This window comes from Phytoactinopolyspora limicola, assembly GCF_011320225.1.
Lineage (GTDB): Bacteria > Actinomycetota > Actinomycetes > Jiangellales > Jiangellaceae > Phytoactinopolyspora > Phytoactinopolyspora limicola.
Map to the genome: position 1 here is coordinate 414,057 of NZ_JAAOEN010000003.1, position 25,229 is coordinate 439,285.

The following is a 25,229-nucleotide window of genomic DNA, read 5'->3' on the forward strand; positions in this document are numbered from 1 at the left end:
ATCAGCGCCGGGCCGGTCGGCCGAGAACGTGGCGTAGTGCCGCTTCGAGGCCGGGGTACCGGAACGTGTGACCGGCGGCGCTGAGCCTGGCGGGCAACACCCGTTGGCTCGCCGCGGCCAGCTCTTCGGTAGCTTCCTCGCCGAGCAGCAGCCGCGGGCCGATCATCGGGACCGTCAGCAGCGTCGGGCGGCGGAGCACACGTCCTAGGGTCCGGGTGTACTCGGCGTTGGTCACCGGTTCCGGTGCCACCGCATTGACCGCGCCGCTGAGGGACTCGTCGATGGCGGCTCGAAGGTAGATATCGACGAGGTCATCGATCCCGACCCACGCCATCCACTGCTGGCCATGACCCAGCCGACCGCCGAGCCCGGTCCAGAACAGAGGATGTTGCAGCCGCAGAAGGCCTCCGGCCGGGGTCAGCACGAGGCCGGTGCGAACCTGCACGAGGCGCAGTCCGGCGTCTGCCGCCGGTTGGGCGGCGGCTTCCCAGTCCTGCACCACACCGGCCAGGAAACCAGCACCGCTGTCGCTGTCCTCGGTGCGGATCTCGTCGCCGTTGTCCGGGCCGTAGTACCCGATGGCCGACGCGGTGACCATGGTGTGCGGGCCGTCCGATGCGTGGGCGGCGACCTCGGCAAGCCGCCGAGTCGGCGCCACCCGGCTCTCGCGGACGGCCCGCCGGTGAGCCTCGGTGAACCGCCCGGCCAGCGATGCCCCGGCCAGGTGGATGACGACGTCGACCCCGTCGAGCAGCCGCGGGTTGGGGTCATCCGGGTTCCACTGCCGCTCGTCACGGGTTCGCGGCGGCCGCCGGACTAGCCGGACGACGGAATGCCCGCCCGTCGTGAGAAAGGCCGACAACGCCGAGCCCACCAGGCCGGACGAACCGGTCATGGCGAACCTCACCGATCCGGACAACCATCGCTGTGAACGCTGATGTGCGGCAAGATCGGCGGCTAGCTGGTCATGCCGGTACCGAAAGGTGGATTCCAGCATCGACCTCGGCACGCGAGTGTCCACCCGGTCGATGATGCGAGTTTCGGACTCGCCCAGACTCTCGAACGAGTGCACGTGCCGCCAGGGGACGGCGTTGCGCAGTGGTGCGCCGACCAGTTCGTCGGCGAATCGATGTGGCCGCTGATACTCCTCGGCACGGTGCTGGGCCCGCAGCGTCACACCGCCCGGAAGCTTGACCGTCGCGTGCCCGTCGCGCAAGGAATCTGATTCCTGGGTGATCCGCGCCGGCTGCCACGGCGGCAGCAGCCGAGTGAACGCACCGGGGCGCTCATGCCAGGCGAAGACCTCCTCGATTGGCACGGGCACATCGCTCTGATAGATGAAAGTCATCCCGTTCCGCCCTTCCTCCCGGCGCGGGCAGGCCACCACACGCGGGATCCAATGTCGTGCGCCAGCGCCGGAACCAACAGCGAGCGCACTACGAACGTGTCAAGCAGTACCCCGAAGGCGACAATGAACGCGATCTGGATCAGGAACGAGAGCGGCACCACCGCAAGCGCGGAGAACGTGGCTGCCAACACCACACCCGCGCTTGTGATCACTCCACCCGTCACCGACAATCCCCGCCGGATGCCGGGCCGGGTCCCGATCACCCCGGCTTCCTCCCGCACCCTGGTCATCAGGAAGATCGAATAGTCGATGCCGAGCGCGATCAAGAACACGAAACCGAACAGCGGTACCGCCGGATCGACACCGTCGAAGCCGAACACGAACTCGAACACCAGCGCCGCCACGCCGAGCGTGGCGGCGAACGACAACACGTTCGCCAGCAGCAACACTATCGGTGCGACGAGCGCTCTGAGCAGGATCGCCAGCACGATGAAGACGACCACCAGCACCAGCGGGATGATGACTTGCCGGTCACGCACCGAGGCCGCGTCGGTATCCAACTGGACCGCTGTGTCGCCACCCACCAGCGCACCCGGCACCGCGTCGCCGAGCTCGGTACGCAGCCGGATCACGGTGTCTTTCGCCGCGTCGCTATCCGGCGGGTTGGCCAAGGTACCGGCGACGATGACCGGTTCGTCGGTCAGCACTTCGACGTCCACGATGCCCGGGTCAGCGTTAGCCGCGTCCAGCACCTGGTCAAGGGCATCGTCGGGCCCCGCCACCACCACCGGACTACCGGATCCTCCAGGGAAATGCCGCGCCAGCGCCTCCTGTCCGGCTACCGCTTCCACGTCGGTACGGAACAGGTCGCGCTGGGCGACGCCGTCCGCGTCCAGCCTGGGAACAAAAGCCGCCAGTACGGCCAGGCCGAGGACGGTCAGGATCCACACCGGACGTGTTCTCCGTCCGATCAGCGCCGCGAGCCATCCCCACACACCGGACCGCTCCGGAGCCGGGGATCCGTGCCGCGGCCGGAACGGCCAGAACGCCGCCCGGCCCAGCAGCAGGAGGATCGCCGGCAGAAAGGTCAGCGACGCGGCCAGCGCCATCGCGATCCCGATGGCCGCCACGGGTCCAAGGCTGCGGTTCGAGTTGAGTTCGCTGACAAGAAGGCACAACACGCCGAGGATGACCGTCCCACCGGAGGCCACGATGGCCGGCAGGGCGCCTCGGATCGCCGAACGCATGGCGCCGAATCGCGACGCCTGGCCGCGGAGCTCCTCCCGGAACCGAGAGACCAGCAGCAACGCGTAGTCGGTGGCGGCGCCGACCACCAGGATGAACATGATGCCCTGGCTCTGACCGTTCAGGGTCAGCAGTTCGCGGTCGGCGAGCCAGTAGATCGCCCCGGCCGCACCGGACAGGGCCAGCAAGGCTGACGTGAGCACCACGATCGGCAGCAACGGGCTCCGATAGACAACAAGCAGGATGACCAGCACAGCGGCTACCGCGACCTGGAGGAGCAACCCGTCGATGTCGCCGAAGGCCTCCCCCAGGTCTGCGGAGAATCCGGCGGGACCCGTGACGTAGACCTCACCCGGCGTCTGCCCCGCGAACTCCCGGATCTCCTCGACCACGGTCGAACTGCTGACGTCCTGCGTTTCTTCGATCTGCACGACGAACTGTGCCGCGTCGCCATCGGCTGACGGGATCACCGTGGCCGGCGGTCCAACGATGCCGGGGATACCGCTGACGCGTTCCGCCAGCGCCTCGACCTCAGTGATGTTCTCGTCCGTGCCGTCGTGCTCCACCACGATGATCGCCGGAGTTGAGTCCTGGCCTTGGGCAGCCCGTTGGAGGTCGGCCACCTGAGTCGACTCGGCGTCGCTGGGTAGGAACGCCGTGTTGTCGTTGGTTTGTACGTCCGAAAGTTTGCCGGTGTACGGGCCTAGCAGCCCACCCAGGGCAACCCACACGACGGCGATCAACGCGGGCAGGAGCCAGCGAGCCACCGGGGATCGGAGCGTGTTCTGCTTCACCGAGCACTCCAGAGGGTTGGCTGGGACGGGCGGCGGCCGGGGTTTCCGGGCTCAACCAGTGGTGGTGGGTAGTCCAGGTCGGCCCGTTCGGTGTCGTGAAGCCGCCACGGCTCGTGCACCGCGGCGCCGGAGAGGTGTGCCAGCTCAGGCACGTAGCGCCGGACGTAGTGCCCTTCGGGGTCGAAGCGGTGTGCTTGCCGGATCGGGTTGAGGACTCGGTTCGGTCGGGTGTCGTTCCCGGTCCCGGCCATCCACTGCCAGCCGCCGTTGTTGTTGGCGACGTCGCCGTCGACCAGCCAGCGGGCGAAGTGTGCGGCGCCGTGGCGCCAGTGCACCCGAAGTGTTTTGGTCAGGAACGACGCGGTGATCAGCCGCGCCCGGTTGTGCATCCAGCCTTCGGCGAGCAACTGGCGCATGCCGGCATCGACGATGGGCAAGCCGGTACGGCCCTCCCGCCAAGCGTCCAACGCGTGGGTGTCTTCGCGCCAGGTGATGTCGCGCGGGCGGTAGTCGCGGGTGGAGATCGTGGGAAAGGCGGCGGTTACCTGATGCATGAAGTCTCGCCACGCCAGTTGCCGGACCACCTCCGGTGCGACGTTCTCGAACCGCCGGGCGACGTGCAGTGGTGACACGCACCCCAGATGCAGGTACGGACTCAACCGGGTGGTCTGGTCGGCGGCGAGGTCGTCCCGGTCCGGCTCGCTGGCCTGCACTGCGTTGACAGCGACGTCGAGGGCCGCCTGGCCGGCCCCCTCACCACCCGACGGCAACACCGGCGAACGTGCACCCGCGACGATGTCGTCGCCGGCCGGGAGCTTGCCGATGTCGATACCACCCGGGAACGGTACGGCCAACGGGGCCGGTACGACGTCGCGCCAGCGGGTGGCCTGCCAAGCCCGGAAGTACGGAGTGAAAACGCGATAGTGATCACCGCTGGCCGGGGTCAGTTCACCGGCCGGAACAACCGTCACGCCTGGGCCGAACTCGACCTTCAGTCCGGACTGGTGGCCCGCGCGGACCAGCGCCTGCTCGCGAGCCTGGGCATAACCACTGACATCCGCGGAGCCGAGGATCGTCGACGCACCTGCGGAGACCGCGAGCCGAATGGCTTCCTCCACCACCTCACCAGTGCGGATCACCAGGTCGCCACCCAACGCACGTAGGGCTGACCGCAGATCGGCGAGCGCCTCGGCCAGGAAGAGCGCCCGGTTGGGCGAGGCCGTGGTCAAGCGGCGGATCCGGCCGTCGACGACGAACAGCGGCACCACCGTTGCATGCTCGCGGCAGGCCCGGGCCAGTGCAGGGTGGTCATGGACGCGCAGATCGCGCGTGAACAGAACGACGGCGGTCATGCGGACCCTCCGGCGATGTCGCGGAGCAGGGCGACGACGCCGAAACCGTCCGCGGCCCAGCCGTCGCCACCAAGTTCGGCCGCGAAGGTCGCCGACGTCACCGCCGGACCACCAATGAGCACCGGGGTACCGGGGGCGGCATCGCGGACCACAGTGGCCACCCCCGGCACCGCATCGAACCGTTCCCGCGCCCCGACGCTGATCCCGACCGCACAGAGGCCCGCACCCACCGCGGCGGCCGCTGCACCCACCGCGTCGGCCGGCGTGTCGCCGCCGAGTTCGACCACACGGTAACCCGCGCCGCGCAGCACCGTCGCGAGAATGGCGCCCGGTAGAGCATGTGAATCGTATGGCGCGCTGGCGAGCACAACGGTGCCGCGCCGCCGCCCGGGCCGGGTCGATACCGCTCCTAAGCGGCCGACGAGGCGCACCGCGACCGCCGTGGCACGGTGTTCGTCGCCTACCGTCAGCTCACCTCGCTCCCACCCGTCGCCGATGTCGCGTAGCGCTGCCGCCACGACCTCGACCAGCACCGTGGCAGGTTCGGCCCCGGCGAACAACTGCGCCTCGATGATCCGCCACGCCCCCGGCTCGTCACCGGCCAACAGTCGCGCTCGTAGGGCGCGGCGCCGGGACTGGGGCTGTGGGTGTGCTCGTCGTTGGCCAGGGTCGGTGCGCCCTGGCCGCAGGGTGTCCAGGTCCTCGGGCTGCACCCACCACCGGCCGGCTCGTTGCACTGCCGGTAACCGGCCCATGCGCACATAGCGATAGGCGGTCATGTAGTGCACGCCTAGCCGCCGCGCGACCTCTGCGAGGTCAATCGACGCGTCGGCCCCGCGGGACACTTCAACAGGCATGCCCCTTTTTAGCACTAAAACAGGCGGCGCCGCTCAGCCATCCGGTTGATCCACCACAACACTTCGACGAGAGCGATCCCCGCCACCGCGCACCCGGCGCCAATCAGGGTGTACTGCTGATTGGACGGGTCGAGCAGGAACAGCTCCTGGGTGAGCGGAGTGATGAACATCAGCGCCGACGATGCCACCATCGCCCCGATCAGCAGCGCTTTCCACCAGGTATATGGCCTGGCGACCATGGCTAGCACCCACAACGCGATGGCGATCAGCGTGATGAGCGCGGTGGTGCTGGCCTGAGTCCGGGCCTGCACAGACGCGTCGATACCTTCGTAGACGAGCACGTACGACGTGAAGCAGGACACGGAGATGACAACACCGGCCGGCACCGCTAACCGCATCACCCGGCGCACGAAATCCGGGCGGGCCCGTTCATAGTTGGGTGCAAGCGCGAGAACGAACGCGGGCAGACCGATGGTGAACCACCCGGTGATCGTCACGTGGCGCGGGAAGAACGGGTAAGGAAGCGCGTCGAACCCAATCAGTCCGGGGATACCGACCAGGATGGCCAGCATGACCGAATAGACGGTTTTGGTGAGAAACAGATTGGAGACCCGCTCGATGTTGCCGATCACCCGCCGTCCCTCGCCGACCACGTACGGCAGGGTGGCGAATCGGTTGTCGAGCAGCACGATCTGTGCCACCGACCGGGTGGCCGGCGTACCGGAGCCCATGGCCACCCCGATGTCGGCATCCTTGAGAGCGAGCACGTCGTTGACTCCGTCGCCGGTCATCGCAACCGTGTGCCCGTTGGCCTGCAAGGCGCCGACCATCGACCGCTTCTGCACCGGAGTAACCCGGCCGTAGACGCTGGAGGCGTCCATAGCGCGGGCCAGCTCGTCCGGGTCCTCAGGGAGCGAGCGTGCGTCCACCGGGTGGTCGGCGCCGGGAAGGTCCAGCGAGGCGGCCACCGCACCCACCGACGCGGCGTTGTCGCCGGAGATCACTTTGACGGTGACCTTCTGCTCGGCGAAGTAGTCGAGGGTGGCCTTGGCGTCGGGCCGGACCTTCTGCTCGAGCACCACCAGAGCCATCGGCGCCACCCGCCCCGGAGCCGACGGCGCGTCAACTGCTATGTCGGCGCGCCCGAGCAGCAGCACCCGAAGCCCCGTCGAACTGATCCGCTCCGCCTCGAGCGCCTCATCACTGCGCGCCGGCAGCAACACGTCCGGCGCTCCGAGTACCCAGTGGCCCTGACCGTTGAAGCTCGCACCGCTCCACTTGCGCGCTGACGAGAACGCGGCCACCGACTCGACACCCCACCCTTCCGGGTTGGGGAACACCTCGCCAATCGCCGCCAGGCTCGCGTTTGGCCTCGGGTCGGCGGCGGCCAGCGCACCTAACGCTTGGTCGATGGAGGCACCGTCACCGAACCGGCGGACGTCGGCTACCCGCATGGCGTTCTCGGTTAGCGTTCCCGTCTTGTCGGCGCAGACCACGTCAACCCTGGCCAGGCCTTCGATGGCAGGAAGCTCGTTGACCAGACACTTGCGCTGCCCGAGCCGCACTACTCCGACCGCGAAGGCGATGGACGTCATGAGCACCAGGCCCTCTGGCACCATCGGGACCAGCGCCGCAACCATCCCGCGTAGTGCTTCGTCGAGTGGTTGATCACCGGCGAGCTGGTTGTAGATCGACAACACCCCGGCGGGGATCAACATATAGGTGATGACCTTGAGGATCTTGTTGATCCCGTTGCGCAGTTCGGAATTGACGAGCGTGAACCGGCCCGCTTCCGCGGCGAGCTTGGCGGCGTAGGCCTCGTGGCCCACCTTGGTGGCCCGGTACGCGCCATGACCCGCCACCACGAAGCTGCCGGACAAGATGTGGTCGCCGGCAACCTTCATGACCGGATCGGACTCGCCGGTCAACATCGACTCGTCCAGCTCCAAGGCCTCGCCGGCGACCACGTCTCCGTCCACCACGATCTGTTCGCCGGCGGACATCTCAATGATGTCGTCGGCGACCACTTCGTCGGGTTCGAGTTCTATTACCTGGCCGTCACGGCGCACCCGCGGCTTGGCCTGCCCGACGATGGTCAGCTTGTCCAACGTCCGCTTGGCGCGGACCTCCTGCACCATGCCGACGAGGCTGTTCGCGACGATGACCCCGGCGAACAGCCCGTCCAGGTAGCTCCCCGTCGACATGACGATGACGAAGAGCACGGCCAAGATGGCGTTGATCCGGGTGAAGACGTTGGCCCGGACGATCTCCCCCATGCCGCGGCTGGCCCGAACCGGCACGTCATTGGTACGCCCTTGGGCCACCCGCTGTGCCACCTCGGCCGAGGTCAACCCTTGATCGATACCGCCCACAACAGCCATTCATCCCCCACCGTGCCAGAGCCCTCACTTCTGGGCAGCATACGGCGGAGGACGAATGGGGGTGACGGTTTCTCGGCAGGGTCGCGTACTACCAGTAGAACCGGCGACCACCAACCGGGCGGCCAACGGCACCGAACAACCCCAGCACAGCGCCTATCACGGCCACGATGACCCCGATGGTCACCAATAGCCCAATGTTCGCAACGAGCCCAACGACCAGCAGAACAACGCCCAAGACAATCATGCTGGCGCCCCAATCTCGATCAAATCGGATGTATCGGACACCACTGAAGTACCCACCCGCGGCGGAAACAATCATGAACCGCTGCCGTGCGGCGGCGTGTCCTTACCTTGAGCGGCGGGCCGCACCTCAAGCCCGACGTATCCCGCCGAGTGCACACCAACCGCGACGACGCAGATGGTGGCTGGCCTGCGCGTCGCTGTCGGTCATGTTCTTATCCTTGCGTCCTACTACTGGGATTCATGGCAGCGACTCGGCCTCGAAACGGAATCCCATGCCGGGTTCGGTGATGAAGTACCGAGGGCGGGACGGCACCGGTTCGAGGCGCTGGCGGATCTGGGTCATGAAGACCCGCAGGTAATTGGTCTCGGTTCCGTAAGAAGGCCCCCACACCTCATGAAGTAGCTGCTCGTGAGTGACCAACCGCCCCGCGTTGCGCACCAGGACCTCCACGATGTGCCACTGCCGAGGCGTCAACCGGACCGGCTCGCCGTCGCGGGTCACCTGCTTGGCGGCGAAGTCGATGGTGAAGTCCGGGGTGCTCATCACCGCGGCGCCCTCGGGCAACACGGCCCGGCGCATCGCCGCGCGTAGCCGGGCGAACAGTTCGTCCATGCCGAAGGGTTTGGTCACGTAGTCGTCAGCGCCGAGGTCCAGCGCCTGCACCTTGGTCGACTCCGTATCTCGTCCGGAGAGCACCACAATCGGCACCGAGGTCCACCCCCGCAGACCACGCACGACGTCCAGCCCATCCATCCCGGGCAGCCCGAGATCAAGAACCACAAGGTCGGGGTGGTGGCGGGCGGCCAACTCCAGGGCCTGCTCGGCAGTGCCGGCCACGTCGGTGACGTAGCCCCGGGCCCGCAGGTTGACGTCGAGTGTCTTACGGATGCCGGGGTCGTCGTCGACGACGAGCACCCGGCCCGTGGCGCCCTTTCCCGGGCCGTCCTTCCCCGTGGTCATGACCGTGATGATAGGCCGTCTAGCGTGAGGTTGAGCTCCAGCACGTTGACTCCACGCTCCCCGAGGAAACCCAAGGTGCGCCCAGACGTGTGCTCGTCCACCAGCCGGAGTACCTCGTCGACCGGTACTCCACGTTCGACGGCTACCCGATCGGCCTGAAGGACCGCATTGGCCACCGAGATATGTGGATCGAGACCGGATGCCGACGCGGTGACCGCGTCGACCGGCACGTCCGCATCCGCGGCCAGGCCGTTGACCTGGCGATACTCCCCCGCCAACCGGTCAATCTCGTCGAGCAGAACCGGGTTGGTCGGGCCGAGGTTGTGCCCACCGCTGGCCGAACCGTCGTACTCGACGGCAGACGGACGGGAGTGGAAGTACTCAACGCTGGTGAACGGCTGCCCCATCCAGCGGGAGCCGACCACCTCACCGTCCCGTTCCAGCAGCGAACCGTTGGCCTGATCATTAAACGCAACCTGCGCCACGCCGGTCACCGCTAGCGGGTACACCACCCCGGTGATCAGGGTGAACACCAACAGCATGCCCACGGCCGCAGTGAGCGGCCCGGTCCACGGACCATTCAGCCGAATACTGAGACGACGCATATCAGAACACTCCCAATGCGGAAATCGCTATATCGATGAGTTTGATGCCGACGAATGGGGCAACCAGCCCGCCCAGTCCGTACAGCAGCAGGTTGCGGCGCAGCATCGTGGCCGCGGTCAAGGCCCGGAACTTCACTCCACGCAGCGAGATCGGGATCAGCGCCACGATGACGAGCGCGTTGAAGATCACTGCGGCAAGGATCGCCGACTCCGCCGAGGCCAGTCCCATGATGTTCAGCCGATCCAATGCGGGCAGCACACCGGAGAACATCGCCGGGATGATCGCGAAGTACTTCGCGACGTCGTTGGCGATGGAGAAGGTGGTCAGCGCACCCCGCGTGATCAGCAACTGTTTGCCGATCTCGACTACCTCGATCAGCTTCGTGGGGTTGGAGTCGAGGTCCACCATGTTGCCGGCTTCTTTGGCCGCCTGGGTGCCGGTGTTCATCGCCACGCCGACGTCGGCCTGCGCCAGCGCTGGTGCGTCGTTGGTGCCGTCGCCGGTCATCGCCACCAGTGCGCCGCCGCGCTGCTCCCGCCGGATCAGCGCCAGCTTGTCCTCGGGGGTGGCCTCGGCTAGCACGTCGTCGACGCCAGCTTCGTCGGCGATGGCCCGGGCGGTGCGCGGGTTGTCGCCGGTGACCATGACGGTGCGGATGCCCATCGCGCGCAACTGATCGAACCGCTCGCGCATCCCGGCCTTGACGACGTCCTTGAGGTGGACGACGCCGAGCACCCGCGCGGTCCCATCGTGCACCTCGGCGACGGCCAGCGGAGTACCACCGGCCCCGGCGATGCCCTCGGCCACGTCCGCCAAGGCACCGGGTACCTCACCGCCGGACTCCTTGACCCACCGCTGCACCGCATCGGTGGCGCCTTTGCGCACCTGGTAGCCGTCGTCGTCGACGCCGCTCATTCTGGTCGTCGCGGAGAACGGCACGAGCACCGCGGTGTCACCCTGGCCGTGCCCATTGACGCCGTGCCCTTCGACGCCGTGGTGAGCCTTCGCGTAGCTGACGATGGACCGCCCTTCCGGGGTGTCGTCGGCGAGGCTGGACCGGTAGGCGGCGATCGCCAGCCGGTCTTCCGACACACCAGGCATAGGCACGAAGGCCGCCGCCTGCCGGTCGCCCAGTGTGATGGTGCCGGTCTTGTCCAGCAGCAGCGTCGTCACGTCGCCGGAGGCCTCCACCGCCCGTCCGGACATCGCCAGGACGTTGCGTTGAACCATCCGGTCCATGCCGGCGATCCCGATCGCGGACAGCAACGCGCCGATCGTCGTCGGGATCAGGCAGACCAGCAACGCGATCAACACGACCACGTTCTGCTGGGCGCCGGAGTAGAAGGCGAACGGTTGAAGCGTCACCACGGCCAGCAGGAAGATGATGGTCAGCCCGGAGAGCAAGATGTTGAGCGCGATCTCGTTCGGGGTCTTCTTCCGTTCCGCACCTTCCACCAGTGCGATCATCCGGTCCAGGAAGGTCTCGCCGGGGCGGGCGGTGATCCGGACCACGATCACGTCGGACAGAACCCTGGTGCCGCCGGTCACCGCAGACCGGTCACCGCCGGACTCGCGGATCACCGGGGCCGATTCTCCCGTGATGGCCGACTCGTCGACGCTGGCCACACCCTCGATCACATCGCCGTCACCAGGGATGATCTCACCAGCGGCGACCACACACTCATCCCCCACCGTCAGCTGAGTGGCGGGCACCTTCTCGACGGTGCCGTCGGGGCGGCGGCGCAGCGCCATCGTCTCCGCGCGGGTCTTGCGCAACGTGTCCGCCTGCGCCTTGCCCCGCCCTTCGGCCATCGCCTCGGCGAAGTTGGCGAACAGCACCGTGAACCACAGGAACAGGGTGACCAGGGCGGCGAACACGTTCTCCGCAGCGGTGTTGCCACCGGCGTCCACGATGAACAGCACCGTGGTGACAACACTGCCGACCAGGACGACGAACATCACCGGATTACGGGCCTGGACCCGCGGATGCAACTTCTTCACCGCCTCCACCAGCGCGCCACGCACGATACGGGGGTCGAACAACGACCGTTTTGGTAGCGGGTGCCGATCCCGAGCGCTGCTGCCCGCGGACCGGTTCATCTCGATGGTTTCCATGGGTGGTTGTGGTACTCCTTGCGACAGGTAGGGCTGATGACGCGGTCTAGAGCGACAGGTGCTCGACGATCGGGCCTAGAGCCAACGCGGGAAAGAAGGTGAGTCCGGCAACAATCACGACGACGCCAACCACCAGCCCGCCGAACAGCGGAGTGTGCGTCGGCATGGTGCCGGGCGAGGCTGGCACACGTTCCTTGCGGACCATCGATCCGGCCAGCGCCAGCACCGGGATGATCAGGAGGAACCGGCCCACGAGCATCGCGATGCCCTGGGTCGTCGTGTACCAGGTGGTACTCGAGTCGAGTCCGGCGAAGGCGGAGCCGTTGTTGTTCGCCGCCGACGCGAATCCGTAGAGGATCTCCGACAGCCCGTGTGGTCCGTCGTTGTTCAACGACCCAAGGGCGTTGCCGTACACCGCGGAGATCGCCGCGAACGTCAACAGCACGGCCGGCATGGCCAGCACGTACAACATGACCAGCTTCATCTCCGCCGCCTGGATCTTCTTGCCCAGGTACTCCGGCGTCCGCCCGACCATAAGACCAGCGATGAACACCGCCAGGATCGCCATGATCAACAACCCGTTCAGCCCGACGCCCACGCCGCCGGGACTGACCTCGCCGAACATCATGTGCGCCATCGCGAGCCCACCACCAAGCGGGGTCGCGCTGTCATGCATCGAGTTGACCGATCCGTTGGAGGTGCCCGTCGTGGACGCTGCCCACAGGCCGGACGCGGCCGGACCGAACCGGACCTCTTTACCCTCCAGGTAGCCACCGGACTGGTCTTCGGTGATCGTCTGGCTGACCCCTAGGTCGTCGAGGCGCGGGTTACCTCCGCTCTCGGTGAGCATGGCGCCGATCGACATCGCACCCCACACGGCCAGCATGATCCCGAAGACCGCGCGGCCTTGGCGGCGGTCACCGACCATCCGGCCGAAGGCGAAGGCCATCGCGAATGGGATGATCAGGATCGCCCACGTTTCGACGAAGTTGCTGACCACGGTCGAGTTCTCGAAGGGGTGCGCGGAGTTCATGTCGAAGAACCCGCCGCCGTTGGTGCCCAGCTGTTTGATGGCGATCTGGCTGGCGCCCGGGCCACCCGGAATGAGCTGACGGGCCCCCTCCACCGTGGTGGCCACCGTGTGCCCGTTGAAGTTCTGGATCACCCCTTGGCTGATCAGGACCAAAGCGACGAGGAACGACAACGGCAGCAGGATGCGGACAGTCCCGCGGGTTAGGTCCACCCAGAAGTTGCCGAGCGTCGACGCGCGCCGCCGGGCCAGCCCACGGATCAACGCCGCCATCACCGCCATGCCGACCGCGGCCGAAACGAAGTTCTGCACCGCGAGCCCGCCCATCTGGGTGAGGTGGCTCATGGTGCTCTCACCACCGTAGGCCTGCCAGTTCGTGTTGGTGGTGAAGCTGACCGCGACGTTGAACGCCACGTTCGGGGCCACACTGGGCAGTTCCACGGGGTTCAGGGGCAACGAACCCTGCAGCCGCTGCAATCCGAACAGCGCCAGGAACGACACCAGGCTGAACCCGATCAGCGACAGCGCGTACCGGGTCCAGCGCTGCTCGCGCTCCGGGTCCACTCTGCAGATCCGGTAGATCAACCGCTCTACCGGCAGGAAGACACGGTCACCTGGGGCCTTCTTCTCGTCACCGTAGACCCGGGCAATGTAGCGGCCCAGCAGTGGTGCCGTGACCAGCAGAACAATGATCAGTACGACGAACTGCACCCAACCGGCGCCAGACATCAGAACCTCTCCGGAAACAGCAGCGCGGCCACCAGGTAGCCGGCCAGCGGGACAGCAATCACCAACGCGACGACGTTGTCCCAGCTCATGTCCGGCTCACCTCAATCGGCGCCGGGTGGGATGGCTGCTGCGCGGTGTCGGCAGGAAGATCTGTCTGGTCCGGCCCAATGATCCGGTCGCAGCCGCGCACGTACCCGACGCATGCGGTGAAGAACGCGATACCGATCAGGACGAAGACGACGTCGGCCAGGTTGTCGGCCATCCGTCGCACTCCTTTCTTCGATGTGGATAGAGACGAGGGCGCCTGGTGACCGAGTGGCAAACGATGACCGAGTGGCACCGGCACAACGCACCCCGGTCGACTCTCTGGCGGCAAACCCGCGGCGACAAGGCGCATAACGCAGCCTTAGCGGCCCGGTCGGACCGATTTAGCGGTTCCTTAGCGCCGGAAGCGCCCGCACCGGCCGCGGCACCGAGGACAATGGATGGCCGGAAGGAGTGGTGGAGAAGACATGGCGCGTGGCCAGCTACGTATCTATCTCGGCGCGGCACCGGGTGTGGGTAAAACCTTCGCCATGCTCGGTGAGGCACATCGGCGCAAGGAGCGCGGCACCGATGTGGTGATCGGGTTCGTCGAGACCCATGGCCGGGCCAAAACAGCGGCCATGATCGGCGAACTGGAGGTGGTGCCCCGCGCCACTCTCAGCTATCGCAGCGCGGAATTCGAGGAGATGGACGTCGCGGCGGTACTAACGCGCCGTCCGGAGGTGGTCCTCGTCGACGAACTCGCACACACCAACGTGCCCGGCTCACGTCATACCAAACGATGGCAGGACATCGACGAACTGCTGGATGCCGGCATCACGGTGCTGTCCACCGTGAACATTCAGCACATGGAGTCGCTCAACGACGTCGTCGAGCGCATCACCGGCATCACCCAGCGCGAGACCGTGCCCGATGCGTGGGTGCGCAACGCCGACCAGATCGAGATCGTCGACATGACACCCGAAGCGCTGCGTCGCCGGATGTCACACGGCAACATCTACGGCCCCGACAAGATCAACGCGGCTCTGACGAACTACTTCCGGGTCGGGAACCTGACCGCGTTGCGTGAGCTGGCGCTGCTGTGGTTAGCGGGCAAGGTCGACGAACAACTCGACCGGCACCGCAGCGAGCATGGCGTGGCCACCCCGTGGGAAGCGCGCGAGCGCGTGGTGGTCGCCCTCACCGGTGGGCCCGAGGGAGAAACCCTGATTCGCCGGGCCGCCCGAATCGCCGAACGGAGCAAAGGTGCAGACCTGATGGCGGTGCACGTGGCCGGAGGTGATGGCCTGGTGGGCGCCAACCCCGTCCTGCTCGAACGGCAGCGGGTGCTGGTCGAGGACCTCGGCGGCACCTTCCACCAGGTCCTGGGCGACGACGTGCCAACGGCGCTCATCGACTTCGCCCGCGGCGTCAACGCCACCCAGCTTGTCCTTGGTGCCAGCCGGCGTGGGCAGCTGGCGCACCTGTTCTCCCCCGGCGTCGGCGTGACCGCCACGGCGCTGTCAGGCCCGATCGACGTTCATCTCGTCACCCACGAAGAAGCTGGTAAAGGCCGCCGCCGGGGTGCGGCCGGCAGCGCGCTATCGGCACACCGGAGGTTCGTCGGGTACATCCTGACCGTTGTCGGCCTGGCGGCGGTGACGCTCGGACTGCCCCGCAACGAGGACTCCTTCCCGAGCGGGGTGTTACTGGTATTGGCCCTGGTCACCGCCGTGGCGCTCACCGGCGGGATGGTGCCCGCCGTCGTCGCCGCCATTGGTGGTTTTCTTCTCCTCAACTTCTTCTTCACCGAGCCCTACCACACGTTCGCCATCGACCGGGCGCAGAACGTGCTCACACTCATCGTGTTCCTGGTGGTGGCGGTCTCGGTCAGCGTCGTCGTCGACCAGGCCGCCAGGCGCACCCGTGAGGCCACGATGGCCAGCACCGAAGCCCAGACACTCGCCTCCGTCGCTGGCCACGTCCTGCGTGGTTCGCGCCCGTTGACGGCGTTGCTCGAACGGCTCCGCGAAGCATTCGCCCTCACGTCGGTGACGCTCCTGGAACGACGTCCCGACGTGCCGGCGGGCCCGTCCCGACAATCCGACCCAACCGGTTGGACCGTCGCCGCCCATATTGGCGAACCCGTCTGCGCCACTCCCGCGCAAGGCGACGTCGAGGTGTCTATCGATCAGGACATGTCGCTAGCATTACGCGGCCGGTCCCTTCCAGCTAGCGATCGCCGCATCATCGAGGTCTTCGCTGCACAGGCCGCCCTGGCATTGCGTCAGGAACGGCTAGCGGCGGCGGCCGCGGCGGCCAAACCTCTCGCCGAGGTAGACCGGATGCGTACCGCGCTGCTTGCTGCCGTGAGTCACGACCTCCGCACCCCGCTGGCCGCGGCGAAGGCGGCGGTCACGAGCCTGCGCAGCCAGGAGGTCCAGTTCAGCCAGGAGGACCAGGACGAACTACTCGCCACCGCGGATCAGGCGCTCGACCGGCTGGCCCGCCTCATCGCCAATCTGCTCGACATGAGCCGGCTACAAGCCGGGGCCTTGGGCGTCACTCTGACCGAGGTATCCCTCGACGACGCAGTCCCCCGCGCCCTTGATGAGCTCGGAACCGCAGGGCACACCGTCGCTATGGACTTTCCTGCCGCCGTACCCCCGGTACGCGCGGACCCCGGCCTCCTCGAACGCGTGCTGGTTAATGTCATCGGCAACGCACTGCGTCATAGCCCGGCCGGCCACCCGCCCACCGTCGCAGCGTCGACGATCGGTGATCAGGTCGAGCTGAACATCATCGACCACGGGCCAGGCGTGCCGGAGTCGGACCGCGACCGCATTTTCATCCCATTCCAGCGGCTCGGAGACACCAACAACGACGCCGGCGTCGGCCTCGGTCTCGCGCTGTCCCGCGGACTGGTCGAAGCCATGGGTGGCTCGCTGACGCCAGCGACCACCCCCGGCGGCGGCCTGACGATCAGGATCGCCCTTTCCCCCGCTGACTAGCGGGTGGAGGGTGTGAGGTGTATCGGTGTCCGGTGGGGGTGGTGGTTTCCACGGTGTGCCGGTACGGGTCGACCAGCCGGATGGTCCAGCCCGGCATTTGTTTGATGTAGTTGCCTCGGGCGCAGGTGCCTCGCCCGTTGGCCGGCGTGGTGGGTCCACCGTGGGCGTGGGGTTGGATGTGATCGAAGTGCCGGATGGGTGCGTCGCAGAACGGGTCGCGGCAGGTGCCGCCGTCGCGGTAGGTCAACAACCGGGCCAGAGACCCGTCGAAGCGGCGCCGCCGGGGGTCGCAGTCGACCACGATCCCGGTGACCGGGTCGGTGAACAACCGGCGGATATAGACCCGCGCCCGGTGCTCGTCACCACCACGGCCATGGCTGTCACCGTCATGGCTGTCTGCGCTGCGACGGGTGATGTCGCGGGCGGTTTCGGCGGGGATGGGTCCGTACCCGAACAGCTCCGCCGCCTCAGTGTTGTCTCCGCCGAGCAGTGCGTTGTCGGTCATGACCAGCCCGATCTCGGCGGAGATGGAGTCGGCGGTGGCTTGCCCGGTGAGCCGCTCCACGAGGGTGTCGGCCATGATCTGATCCCGGGAGCGCCCGTCCCCGCCAGCGATCACCGCGTCGGCATGGCGGCGCAGCGCAGCATAGGCCGCGACGCCTTGTTCACAGGGCAGCAGCGCGGAGAGCACGGTCATGGTGTCCGGTGCGGGGCGGATGCCGACCCGGCGGTCTTTGCGGGCTCGGGCGGCCCGGGCGACGGCGGCGGCAGGGTCAGCCTCGATGGCGTAACGCCGGGCCAGGCCTTGAACCCGCCGCACCCCCACCCCGGTGATCCCACCGCTGGCGAGGCGCGCGTCGACCTGGCGGCGCTCCTCGGGGGCGAGGTGGGAGGTTTCGTTCACGATCACCGTGGCAGCGAACTCGGAAATCTCACCCCTGCGTAGCAGGTCGAAGGTGGCCGGGAGGTGGCAGGTCAACGCCCGGGCCCGGCCGAGCTGACGCGCCGCGGCCGAGGGTGAGGTCTTGGTGGCCAGCCCGATCTGCTCGGGCACACCCCGCAGGGCGTGCCGCTCAGCGAACCCCATCCCACGCCGAGCCGCACGCTGAGACTCGGCGAACTGGACCATCACCTCGTACTGCGCCGCCGCCGCGGCTGCTTTCAACCGCTCCAACCCAGCCAGCACATCGATGCGCGCGGCGTCGCCCCTCATGGTGGTGGACAACTCGGCCAGCCGGGACACCATCACAGCGAGCTCACCCGCCACCGTGTCCCGACCATCCACGTCCGTGGAACCGCCCACTTCCATTGGACCACCCACATCTGCTCGTTCGTGTGTTCGATTATAGATCGGCAACCATTATCATTACAACAGGAGCCTCAGCACCGGTCCGAACCAGAGGCAAAGTATCGGCCCGCGTCCCGTAGGATGCCACCCAGCAAGATCACAAAGCGCAGAGGTCCTACCAGGCTGCCTACTGGAGCCCAGATGAGCGACCCTGAAGAAGCGCTTGTGCCCAACCCCGTCTATGTGGATCTGCAGCTGCTCCGTCACACCCTCGACCAGCTCGCGCCGGACATGAGCGAAGCTCTGTCCGACGCAATGAAGCAGATGGAGAGCGGCGCGTGGCGAGGACGGACCACCGCGGCTGCCTTCGAGGCCGAACTCACCGGCCACCATCAATGGCTGCGTAGCGCGGTTGACACCATCCTCGGCCACATCGACGACAGAATCCGGACCACGGAACCCGAGGTACCCGAGAGCGAGGCCGCTGCGCTCCAGATGCTGCTCGACGGAAACTCCGGCTATTAGGCACGAAGGACTCAACGGTGAACGATATTTCGCAGATCGATATCCCAGCCATGCAGGTGATGATCAGATCACTCGACGACGGCGGCGCCGGATTACTCGCGGCAGCTTCGCGGCTGCGCTCACGTGCGTCGTACCACGGATTGGCGGCGGACGAACTCCGGCAGATGGTGCACATCGGGCAGTGGGCCCAGGACGAGTTACCGGGGCTACGCGCGCGGCTTCGGCTGGCCGAAGCGATAGACACCAGCGCTGCTGATGGTCGCGCCGTCGTCAGCTTCTCCGAGTCTGCGCTCAACCACCAACTCACCGATCCGATCGCTCTCCGGGCATTCGGCGGCGGTCTCAATGTGTCCGCCACGTTCGTCGTCACCTTGGAGACAGGCGAGAACGTACTCATCGAAGAGCTCAGCGACGGCAGATTCCGGGTCACCCGCGGCCAAGAGTTCGCGGTGGGTGGTGGCATCGGCACAGGAGCACAAGCCGGCGTCGTCATCAATGGCAACGAGTACGGTCTCGGCGGGTCTGCGTCGGCCGACGTCATGTTGTCGTTGCGGCAGGGCACGGCGTACCACTTCGACGATCTGGCTGAGGTACAGCGGTTCCTCGTTCTGGATGGGGCCACGTCAACCGCGCTCGATATGTTGCCGGTTCCCAGGCCGTTTCACCCATGGATCAAGCAGCAGACGCCCTGGATGCCGGAGACGGATGAATGGTTCGCTGAGGTCGGCGTCGAAGGCCGCGCCCAAGCTCGTGCAATGGGGACACTCGCGGTCGTCGGCGGTGAGGCAGCACGGGGCAACTACCTTGGTGGAACATATCGGCGCGACGGCACCGCCACGGTGTACCTCCGTGGCACCGCCGAGTGGGCATGGAGCGCACACGTGATCCCATTCGGCGTCGAGGCGGGATTCGCCCTGGACGGGGAGATGCTCGTCGAACTGGACCTCGACGCCAACGGCAACCCGACCGCGCTCCGGTTCCGGGCCGCCGGGATCGGCGAAGGCTACGTGCGCGAGCGAGGCGACACCCTGTTGGGCACCGAAGACCCACAGTATGTGGAGCTCACCTGCGAGCTTCCCATCGACTGGCCGGCCGATGCCGAGCTCATCCGCGACACTCTCGGCGGCCTCGGAACCCCGGTCAGTTCGATGGCGGGAACGGCGGCGGCTCGGCTGGCCACCGAGATCGCGGAACGAGGCTTCATCTACCGAGATACCTACGCCCTCAGTGAGTATGACGTCGCCGGGTTCGCCGACGCCGAGATCAAAGGCATAGGTGTAGGGGCCGGCGCAGGTTTCGACGCCGTTCAACGGCATCATGTGGGGCGCGAGTACCGTCATGACGGCGTGTGGGTCCCCACCACACCACCGTGACAGCACATGTCGGACGAGGCGAGTCCGCTTACAGGCCGATGCCGTGGCGGAAGATCCCACTCGGGTCGACGTCCTGCTTCAGCCTGGCCAGCCGGTCTCGGGTCCCCGCGGCGAAGGCGTGCCGGGCGAGGGCATGGCGTTCCTGCCCCTCGGTGAAGTTGAGATAACCCGGCAACGTGGCAAGGTTCTCCGCCAGGCGCTCCCAGGTGTGGCCGAACCGCTGCTCGAGTTCCACGTCCGCTTCCGGCGACATGATCAATCCGACCAGTTCGAGAACGTACGCACCAGTGCGGGCGTCGAAGCTCACATGAGGATTCGGTGTGGAGATGGCACCACCCGCATGGCGTAGCTCGGCGAAGAGGACGGGAGACGGCGGTTGGTCACCCACCACGGCGTCGATCATCGCTTCGCCCACGTTTGTGCCTGCCTCGTGTAGCCACCGCCCGCTGGTCGCCGCCGGCAGCGGATCGACGGGGTCTTGAGAGATCTCGGCACAGCGGGCGAACGGCAGCACCCCGAACGTGTCCAGGAGCGGAGACCGCCACCGCCGCCACTCGTCGACCATGGCCTTGCCCTCCGCGAGGTCTCCCGAATGGCAGCCGCGGAATATGGCGAACGTCTGTCCACGCAGCGGTTCCGGCACGATATCCAGCGGCGGGAACGCTGTGATGTTGAACGCGCTGGTCAACTCGGTGGGAGCGTCGGCGGTCCGGGTGCGGAACCGGTCGAAGACGTCCAAGGCCGCGTCGACGGGATAGAAGAGGTTACCCGCATACACCTCGTCGACCGGGGCGAGGGCAACCGTCATCTCCACGATCACCCCCAGCGTGCCGCCGCCGGCGCCGCATAGTCCCCAGAACAACTCCGGCGACGATTCCGCGGTCGCGACGACCACCCGGCCGTCGGCGAGCACAACGCGCAAGGAGCGCACACTATCCACCGCCAACCCATAGTGGCGTGCCAACCAGCCAGTGCCGCCACCAACGGTGTAACCGACAGCGCCCACGTGTGGTGCCGAACCCAGCAAGGGGGCGAGCCCGTGTTCCTGGGCAGCGGCGAGCACGGGCCGCCACGTGACGCCGCCACCCATCGTCGCGGTGCGCGCGGCCGGATCGATGCGGACGCCGTCGAACGCTGACATCACCATCAGAATGGACTGCTCGTCGGCGGGGACCACCACGCCGTGTCCCGTCGTTTGGACAGCGACACTCAACCCCAGCTGGCGAGCGTAAGCGAGGGTCACGACGACGTCGTCTTCGTCGGCCGGAACGACGACGGCCGCCGGCCGGTGGGTCCAGGCCAGGTTCCAGGCGGCCGCAGCCGTCTCGTATCGCGTATCCCCCGGAGTGATCACCGATCCGCGGACCGCGGTGGTCAGTGCGTCGATGCGTGATGGGCGGGAAAAGGAAATCGTCATGTCGGACCCCCTGCTAATCGTTGTCGGCACCTCATGGCTGTGGTCAGTCTTCGCCGTGCGGGGTGCGGGGGCCATCCCGCCGGCAGTGGGTTCTTCGCCGAGGCGTCCCCCTCAAGCTAGGGATATCGCGAGCCGTTCCATGCGAGTAGCCTCGGACAATGGGGAATGCGGACTCGGTCCAGCTCCGCCACGGCGCACATCGCGTTCACGAAATATGCGCCGACGCCGTCGAACCGACAGAATTCGTCGACGCGTTACGGGAGGTCTTCGCCCGCTCTCTCGGCGTATGTGCGTCCTTCATCAGTGCCACCGACCCGGACACCACGATCGTCGCTACGGCCGCCGTCGTCGACAACCTCCCGCTGGCGATGTGTGCACCGTGGTTCCACAACGAGTTTCTCGCCGAGGACTTCAACAAGTTCGCCGACCTGCATCGCAACGCTAGCGCCGTGGCCACCCTGCACCGGGCGACACAGAACCACCCGGTTCTGAGCCCGCGCTACGTCGAGCTGTATCAACCCGTCGGGTTCGGCCCGGAACTGCGCACCACGTTTTCCATGGATGGCGCCTGCTGGGGAATCGCGAATCTGCTGCGTGAAAGCGGAACTCAGGACTTCGACGACGTCGAGCTGGCCTGGGTCGAACAGCTTCGCCGGCCGATCGCCGACGCTCTGCGGCGCAGAATCCTCGGCTCCGGGGTCCACGACAACGACGACGTCATCCCCGGAATCGTGACGTTCGATCCCGATGGGCACATCCTCTCGATGTCGGAGAACGCGGCCGCCCTTCTGGACGAACTCGACATGCTGCCCATCGACGCCGGGCCCGACGTCCAAGTGCCGGGTCAGGCGTACATGGTGGTCACCTTGGCCCGCGCTCGCGCCACCGGCCACGGCAGCGCACTGCGTCCGGTCACCCGGGTTCGGGGTTCATCCGGGCGATGGCTCACCCTCCGGGGCGACTGCACGACGGCACGCTCGGGTGAGATCGTCAACGTCGTCCTGGTCATCGAACCTTCGCGACCGTCCGAGATCACGCCGCTGCTCGTCGCCGCCTACAACCTCACCGCCCGAGAACAGGAGGTACTCGGTGAGCTCACGGCGGGCCGTCGTACCGCTGAGATCGCCGCCCGGCTGTTCATCTCCGAACACACCGTGCGTGATCACATAAAGTCGATCTTCGCGAAGACGGCCACCACGTCGCGGGGTGAGCTGATGAGCACCATGTTCCACCAGCACGCCTACCCCGTCACCAACGTCGTGCACCACTGAATGGCACCGCGACGTAGGCGGCAACCACCACGAGGAACAGCCCTCCCGCCATCACCCACATTGCCGGAGTCACCTCATCCGCGATCAGCACCGCCCACCAATAGGCGCCTCCGTCGCTTTCGGGGTCAGACTGGTCCGGCATCCCGAACATGGCACTGACCAGCAGCACCACCATGGGCGGTAGCCACGTCAGCAAGGGCCGCCCCACAACAACCATGACGGTCGCCAACCCGGCACACACCAGAACATTGCGAGCGATGGGCGCCGCGTCTACGTCCGCGCCGGCCAGGACGCCGACGCTGGCAGCCGCCACCGCGGCGGTGGTCCAGGTGAGGATCCACAACAGGCGGGCCAACGCTGCCCTGGGCGGATCCGGTAGCGGCGCGCTCGTGGGATAGGCGCAGGCGACGGCGGCGGCAACCCCGGCGATGGCGGGAATCAGCAGCAGTGCCGCCACCGGGTCCGCGAACACCACCATACCGAGCCGTCGTACTGATACCTCGGCGCAGATGAGTGACGCCAGGGCAGTGATGATCATGACGAGGCCAGCGAGCCGACTGTGATGTACGCCGACCCACGCTCGCCCGGCTGTCGTCACCGCTCAAGCTCACATCGGGCGAACCGATCGATAACCTCGGTGGTCTCACCCGGCGAGAGCAACCGGTCGTGGTCCGGATCGAACCACCGGTCCCCGGTTGGGAGCGACGCCAGGTCCAGCCAGGTGAAAATCAATGCCGTTAAGTCGCCCCAGAACTCGTCCGGGGGTCCGATGTCAGCCCTCAGGGCATCACAATGAACCGGGTCGACCAGCCCATAGGCGACCTCAAACCATTGCATCTCTTGGCCTTCCAGTACCTCGGTGGGGATCTGGAACCCGCGGGTGTCGAAGTTGTCGGGCCAGTAGGTGCGGCTCCTTTCGTGCACGGCGTCCGGCACCAGCGCCGGGTAACCAGCGTCAAGTGCCGCTTCCGACAAAACCTCGATCTTCGCGACCAGATCCGCGCGAACCCGATCATGCTCGACGTACGTACAGATCCGTGGCATAGACCCGGAACAGTGATCGGGCGGAGACGCATCAACAACATAACGGTCACCCGGCAACACCGCCGACGCAGCCGGCACCACCGCGACCACACCAAGCGCCAGCAGCGCCCCGCCAACCGTGGGCAGCACCCGGCCAGATCTCTCCCGAACCCCGAGCAGAAGCAACACGCCTGCGGTCACGGCGAGCACCAGAGCCTGCCCGCCCAGATAATCGAGGTTGTATCCGTAGCCGATCCGCGGCGCCGATCCAGCACCCGTCTCAAGAAGCGCGAACCGCCCCGAGAAACCACTGCCTTCATCACCAATCACCAGGAAGAGCACCACACAGACCACCCCGGCCGCCAATCCGGCGACGATCGGCCCCAGAAAACGGCCAATCGCCGACCCCAGGGCAACACACCAAACGATCACCAGGAGGCCCACTGCCAAGGCCAGCATCATCGGACCCCACCCCGCACTAGGCCTGGTGACACCACCCAGCACCAGAACGACGCCCACAGCGACAAGATGAACACCCATCAACGGAACCGCACACCACATCGCCGCCCACACCAGCGGCCGTTGATGCCCCGCCGCAGTGACCACCAGATGTACCCGCCCCGGACGGGTGAACCGAGCCGCATCCACCGCGCTCAACGCCGCGGCCAGCGGGCCGACCAGCCACAACACCCCGGACAACCAGTCAACGGTCCACATCCCCTCACCGCGATACGGCATCCCCGTCAGGGAAAAGTCAAGGATGAACCCGACCAGGTGAACCGGCGCCGCCCACACACCAAACAGCGTGACCGCCGCGAATCGCACACTCACTCCGATTCTCCGATCAGTCCGGACACGGCGCGCTCGAGCGGCGTCTCCCCCGGTGCTGACGCCACGTCACAGCGCTCCAGCTCCACCACCGAGCCGTCGAACACCAACGAACCGTTGCGGATGACGATCACCCGCCCACCTAACCCACGGACGTCCTCAACAAGGTGCGTCGACACAAGCACCACCCGGTTCTGGGCGTTCCCAACGATCGTTTCTCGCAGCACCGCACGTTGCCGAGGATCAAGTCCCCCGCTGGGTTCGTCCAGCAAAACCACCGGCGGGTTGTGAACGAGCGCGTGCGCAATCCCCAGCCGCTGCCGCATTCCTTTCGACAATTCGCGGATCTTGCTCTGCCGACGGTCCAACAGCCGAGTCTGCTCCAGCACACTCGTCACAGCCGCATCGCGATCCTTCCTCGGCACGCGGTGTAACCACGCGACATAGTGCAGGAACTCCTCGCACGTCGCGGCTCTGGGCAGGTCCAGCTCCTCCGGCAAATATCCAAGCAACTGGCTTCCTGGCCCCTCGAGGCGTAACGAACCTGAACTTGGCCGGTCAATCCCGGCCACCACCCGGAACAGGGTCGATTTTCCCGCGCCGTTCGCTCCCACCAGACACGTCACACCAGGCTCAAGGTGCAACGACAACGGGCCCAACTGAAACCGACGCCCGTGTTTCTTCACGAGGTCTTTAGCCACGATGGCACCCGGCGACAACACCGTCACCCATTCCTCCCAAACATTCAGGCAACCCATAGGTTGCGCCAGGAGACACCGAACGGCTGTCTCCTGGCGCAAGAAAAGTC

At 66.8% G+C, this 25,229-nt stretch carries 21 protein-coding genes; 4 read left to right on the top strand and 17 right to left on the bottom strand.

Annotated features, from left to right (window positions below; all coding sequences use genetic code 11):
• Nucleotide 1: 1 nt before the first annotated feature.
• From G8760_RS10805 to G8760_RS30250, 12 genes are all read right to left on the bottom strand, one after another.
• Nucleotides 2-1,348, bottom strand: a complete 1,347-nt coding sequence (locus tag G8760_RS10805; RefSeq protein ID WP_166350722.1) for a TIGR01777 family oxidoreductase — start codon at nt 1,346-1,348, stop codon at nt 2-4.
• Nucleotides 1,345-3,387: an MMPL family transporter gene (locus G8760_RS10810; protein ID WP_207782230.1), complete on the bottom strand. Its 2,043-nt coding sequence runs from the start codon at nt 3,385-3,387 to the stop codon at nt 1,345-1,347. Before G8760_RS10810 ends, G8760_RS10805 begins: the two co-directional genes overlap by 4 nt.
• The gene (locus tag G8760_RS10815) at nt 3,384-4,739 is read right to left on the bottom strand and encodes a cryptochrome/photolyase family protein (protein WP_166350725.1); all 1,356 of its coding nucleotides are present in this window, start codon (nt 4,737-4,739) and stop codon (nt 3,384-3,386) included. Before G8760_RS10815 ends, G8760_RS10810 begins: the two co-directional genes overlap by 4 nt.
• Nucleotides 4,736-5,596 carry a cobalamin-dependent protein gene (locus G8760_RS10820; protein ID WP_166350727.1) on the bottom strand — a complete coding sequence of 287 codons (861 nt, stop codon included), beginning with the start codon at nt 5,594-5,596 and terminating at the stop codon, nt 4,736-4,738. Before G8760_RS10820 ends, G8760_RS10815 begins: the two co-directional genes overlap by 4 nt.
• A 14-nt stretch (nt 5,597-5,610) precedes the next feature.
• Nucleotides 5,611-7,977, bottom strand: a complete 2,367-nt coding sequence (locus tag G8760_RS10825) for an HAD-IC family P-type ATPase (RefSeq protein WP_166350729.1) — start codon at nt 7,975-7,977, stop codon at nt 5,611-5,613.
• Between the two features lie 88 nt (nt 7,978-8,065).
• Nucleotides 8,066-8,221 carry a hypothetical protein gene (locus G8760_RS10830; RefSeq protein ID WP_166350731.1) on the bottom strand — a complete coding sequence of 52 codons (156 nt, stop codon included), beginning with the start codon at nt 8,219-8,221 and terminating at the stop codon, nt 8,066-8,068.
• Between the two features lie 237 nt (nt 8,222-8,458).
• A complete protein-coding gene (locus tag G8760_RS10835; RefSeq protein ID WP_166350733.1) occupies nt 8,459-9,181 on the bottom strand; it encodes a response regulator in 723 nt (240 codons plus the stop codon).
• Nucleotides 9,178-9,786, bottom strand: a complete 609-nt coding sequence (gene kdpC, locus G8760_RS10840) for a K(+)-transporting ATPase subunit C (RefSeq protein WP_166350735.1) — start codon at nt 9,784-9,786, stop codon at nt 9,178-9,180. The genes G8760_RS10835 and kdpC overlap by 4 nt, the downstream gene beginning before the upstream one ends.
• A gap of 1 nt (nt 9,787) precedes the next feature.
• The gene (gene kdpB, locus G8760_RS10845) at nt 9,788-11,902 is read right to left on the bottom strand and encodes a potassium-transporting ATPase subunit KdpB (RefSeq protein ID WP_166350737.1); all 2,115 of its coding nucleotides are present in this window, start codon (nt 11,900-11,902) and stop codon (nt 9,788-9,790) included.
• Nucleotides 11,903-11,948: 46 nt separating this feature from the next.
• Nucleotides 11,949-13,661, bottom strand: a complete 1,713-nt coding sequence (gene kdpA / locus G8760_RS10850; protein ID WP_166350739.1) for a potassium-transporting ATPase subunit KdpA — start codon at nt 13,659-13,661, stop codon at nt 11,949-11,951.
• Entirely contained in the window at nt 13,661-13,750 is a 90-nt protein-coding gene (gene kdpF / locus G8760_RS10855) for a K(+)-transporting ATPase subunit F (protein ID WP_166350741.1), read from the bottom strand. The genes kdpA and kdpF overlap by 1 nt, the downstream gene beginning before the upstream one ends.
• A complete protein-coding gene (locus tag G8760_RS30250) occupies nt 13,747-13,923 on the bottom strand; it encodes a potassium transporter Trk (protein WP_166350097.1) in 177 nt (58 codons plus the stop codon). The genes kdpF and G8760_RS30250 overlap by 4 nt, the downstream gene beginning before the upstream one ends.
• A gap of 250 nt (nt 13,924-14,173) precedes the next feature.
• Between G8760_RS30250 and G8760_RS10865 the strand changes: the two genes are divergently transcribed.
• The gene (locus G8760_RS10865) at nt 14,174-16,696 is read left to right on the top strand and encodes a DUF4118 domain-containing protein (protein WP_166350743.1); all 2,523 of its coding nucleotides are present in this window, start codon (nt 14,174-14,176) and stop codon (nt 16,694-16,696) included.
• On the opposite strand, the gene G8760_RS10870 is transcribed toward G8760_RS10865, so the two are convergent.
• Nucleotides 16,668-17,981, bottom strand: coding sequence for an HNH endonuclease (locus G8760_RS10870; protein ID WP_207782231.1), 1,314 nt, complete (start codon nt 17,979-17,981; stop codon nt 16,668-16,670). The two genes, G8760_RS10865 and G8760_RS10870, sit on opposite strands and share 29 nt — an antisense overlap.
• 204 nt (nt 17,982-18,185) lie before the next feature.
• Here G8760_RS10870 and G8760_RS10875 point away from each other — a divergent pair, with 204 nt between their 5' ends.
• A complete protein-coding gene (locus G8760_RS10875; protein ID WP_166350747.1) occupies nt 18,186-18,509 on the top strand; it encodes a hypothetical protein in 324 nt (107 codons plus the stop codon).
• 17 nt (nt 18,510-18,526) lie between these two features.
• Complete coding sequence (locus G8760_RS10880; protein ID WP_166350749.1) at nt 18,527-19,882, top strand: hypothetical protein; 1,356 nt, start codon at nt 18,527-18,529, stop codon at nt 19,880-19,882.
• Nucleotides 19,883-19,910: 28 nt separating this feature from the next.
• Here G8760_RS10880 and G8760_RS10885 read toward each other — a convergent pair whose 3' ends face one another.
• Entirely contained in the window at nt 19,911-21,299 is a 1,389-nt protein-coding gene (locus G8760_RS10885; protein WP_166350751.1) for an FAD-binding oxidoreductase, read from the bottom strand.
• 158 nt (nt 21,300-21,457) lie between these two features.
• Between G8760_RS10885 and G8760_RS10890 the strand changes: the two genes are divergently transcribed.
• The gene (locus G8760_RS10890; protein WP_166350753.1) at nt 21,458-22,570 is read left to right on the top strand and encodes a helix-turn-helix transcriptional regulator; all 1,113 of its coding nucleotides are present in this window, start codon (nt 21,458-21,460) and stop codon (nt 22,568-22,570) included.
• Here G8760_RS10890 and G8760_RS10895 read toward each other — a convergent pair.
• The 3 genes from G8760_RS10895 to G8760_RS10905 are packed head-to-tail and all read right to left on the bottom strand — an operon-like array spanning nt 22,548 to nt 25,149.
• The gene (locus G8760_RS10895) at nt 22,548-23,168 is read right to left on the bottom strand and encodes a hypothetical protein (RefSeq protein ID WP_166350755.1); all 621 of its coding nucleotides are present in this window, start codon (nt 23,166-23,168) and stop codon (nt 22,548-22,550) included. The genes G8760_RS10890 and G8760_RS10895 overlap by 23 nt on opposite strands.
• On the bottom strand, nt 23,165-24,424 hold the full coding sequence (locus G8760_RS10900) for a hypothetical protein (RefSeq protein WP_166350757.1): 1,260 nt from the start codon (nt 24,422-24,424) through the stop codon (nt 23,165-23,167). The genes G8760_RS10895 and G8760_RS10900 overlap by 4 nt, the downstream gene beginning before the upstream one ends.
• A complete protein-coding gene (locus tag G8760_RS10905) occupies nt 24,421-25,149 on the bottom strand; it encodes an ABC transporter ATP-binding protein (protein WP_166350760.1) in 729 nt (242 codons plus the stop codon). Before G8760_RS10905 ends, G8760_RS10900 begins: the two co-directional genes overlap by 4 nt.
• Nucleotides 25,150-25,229: the final 80 nt, after the last annotated feature.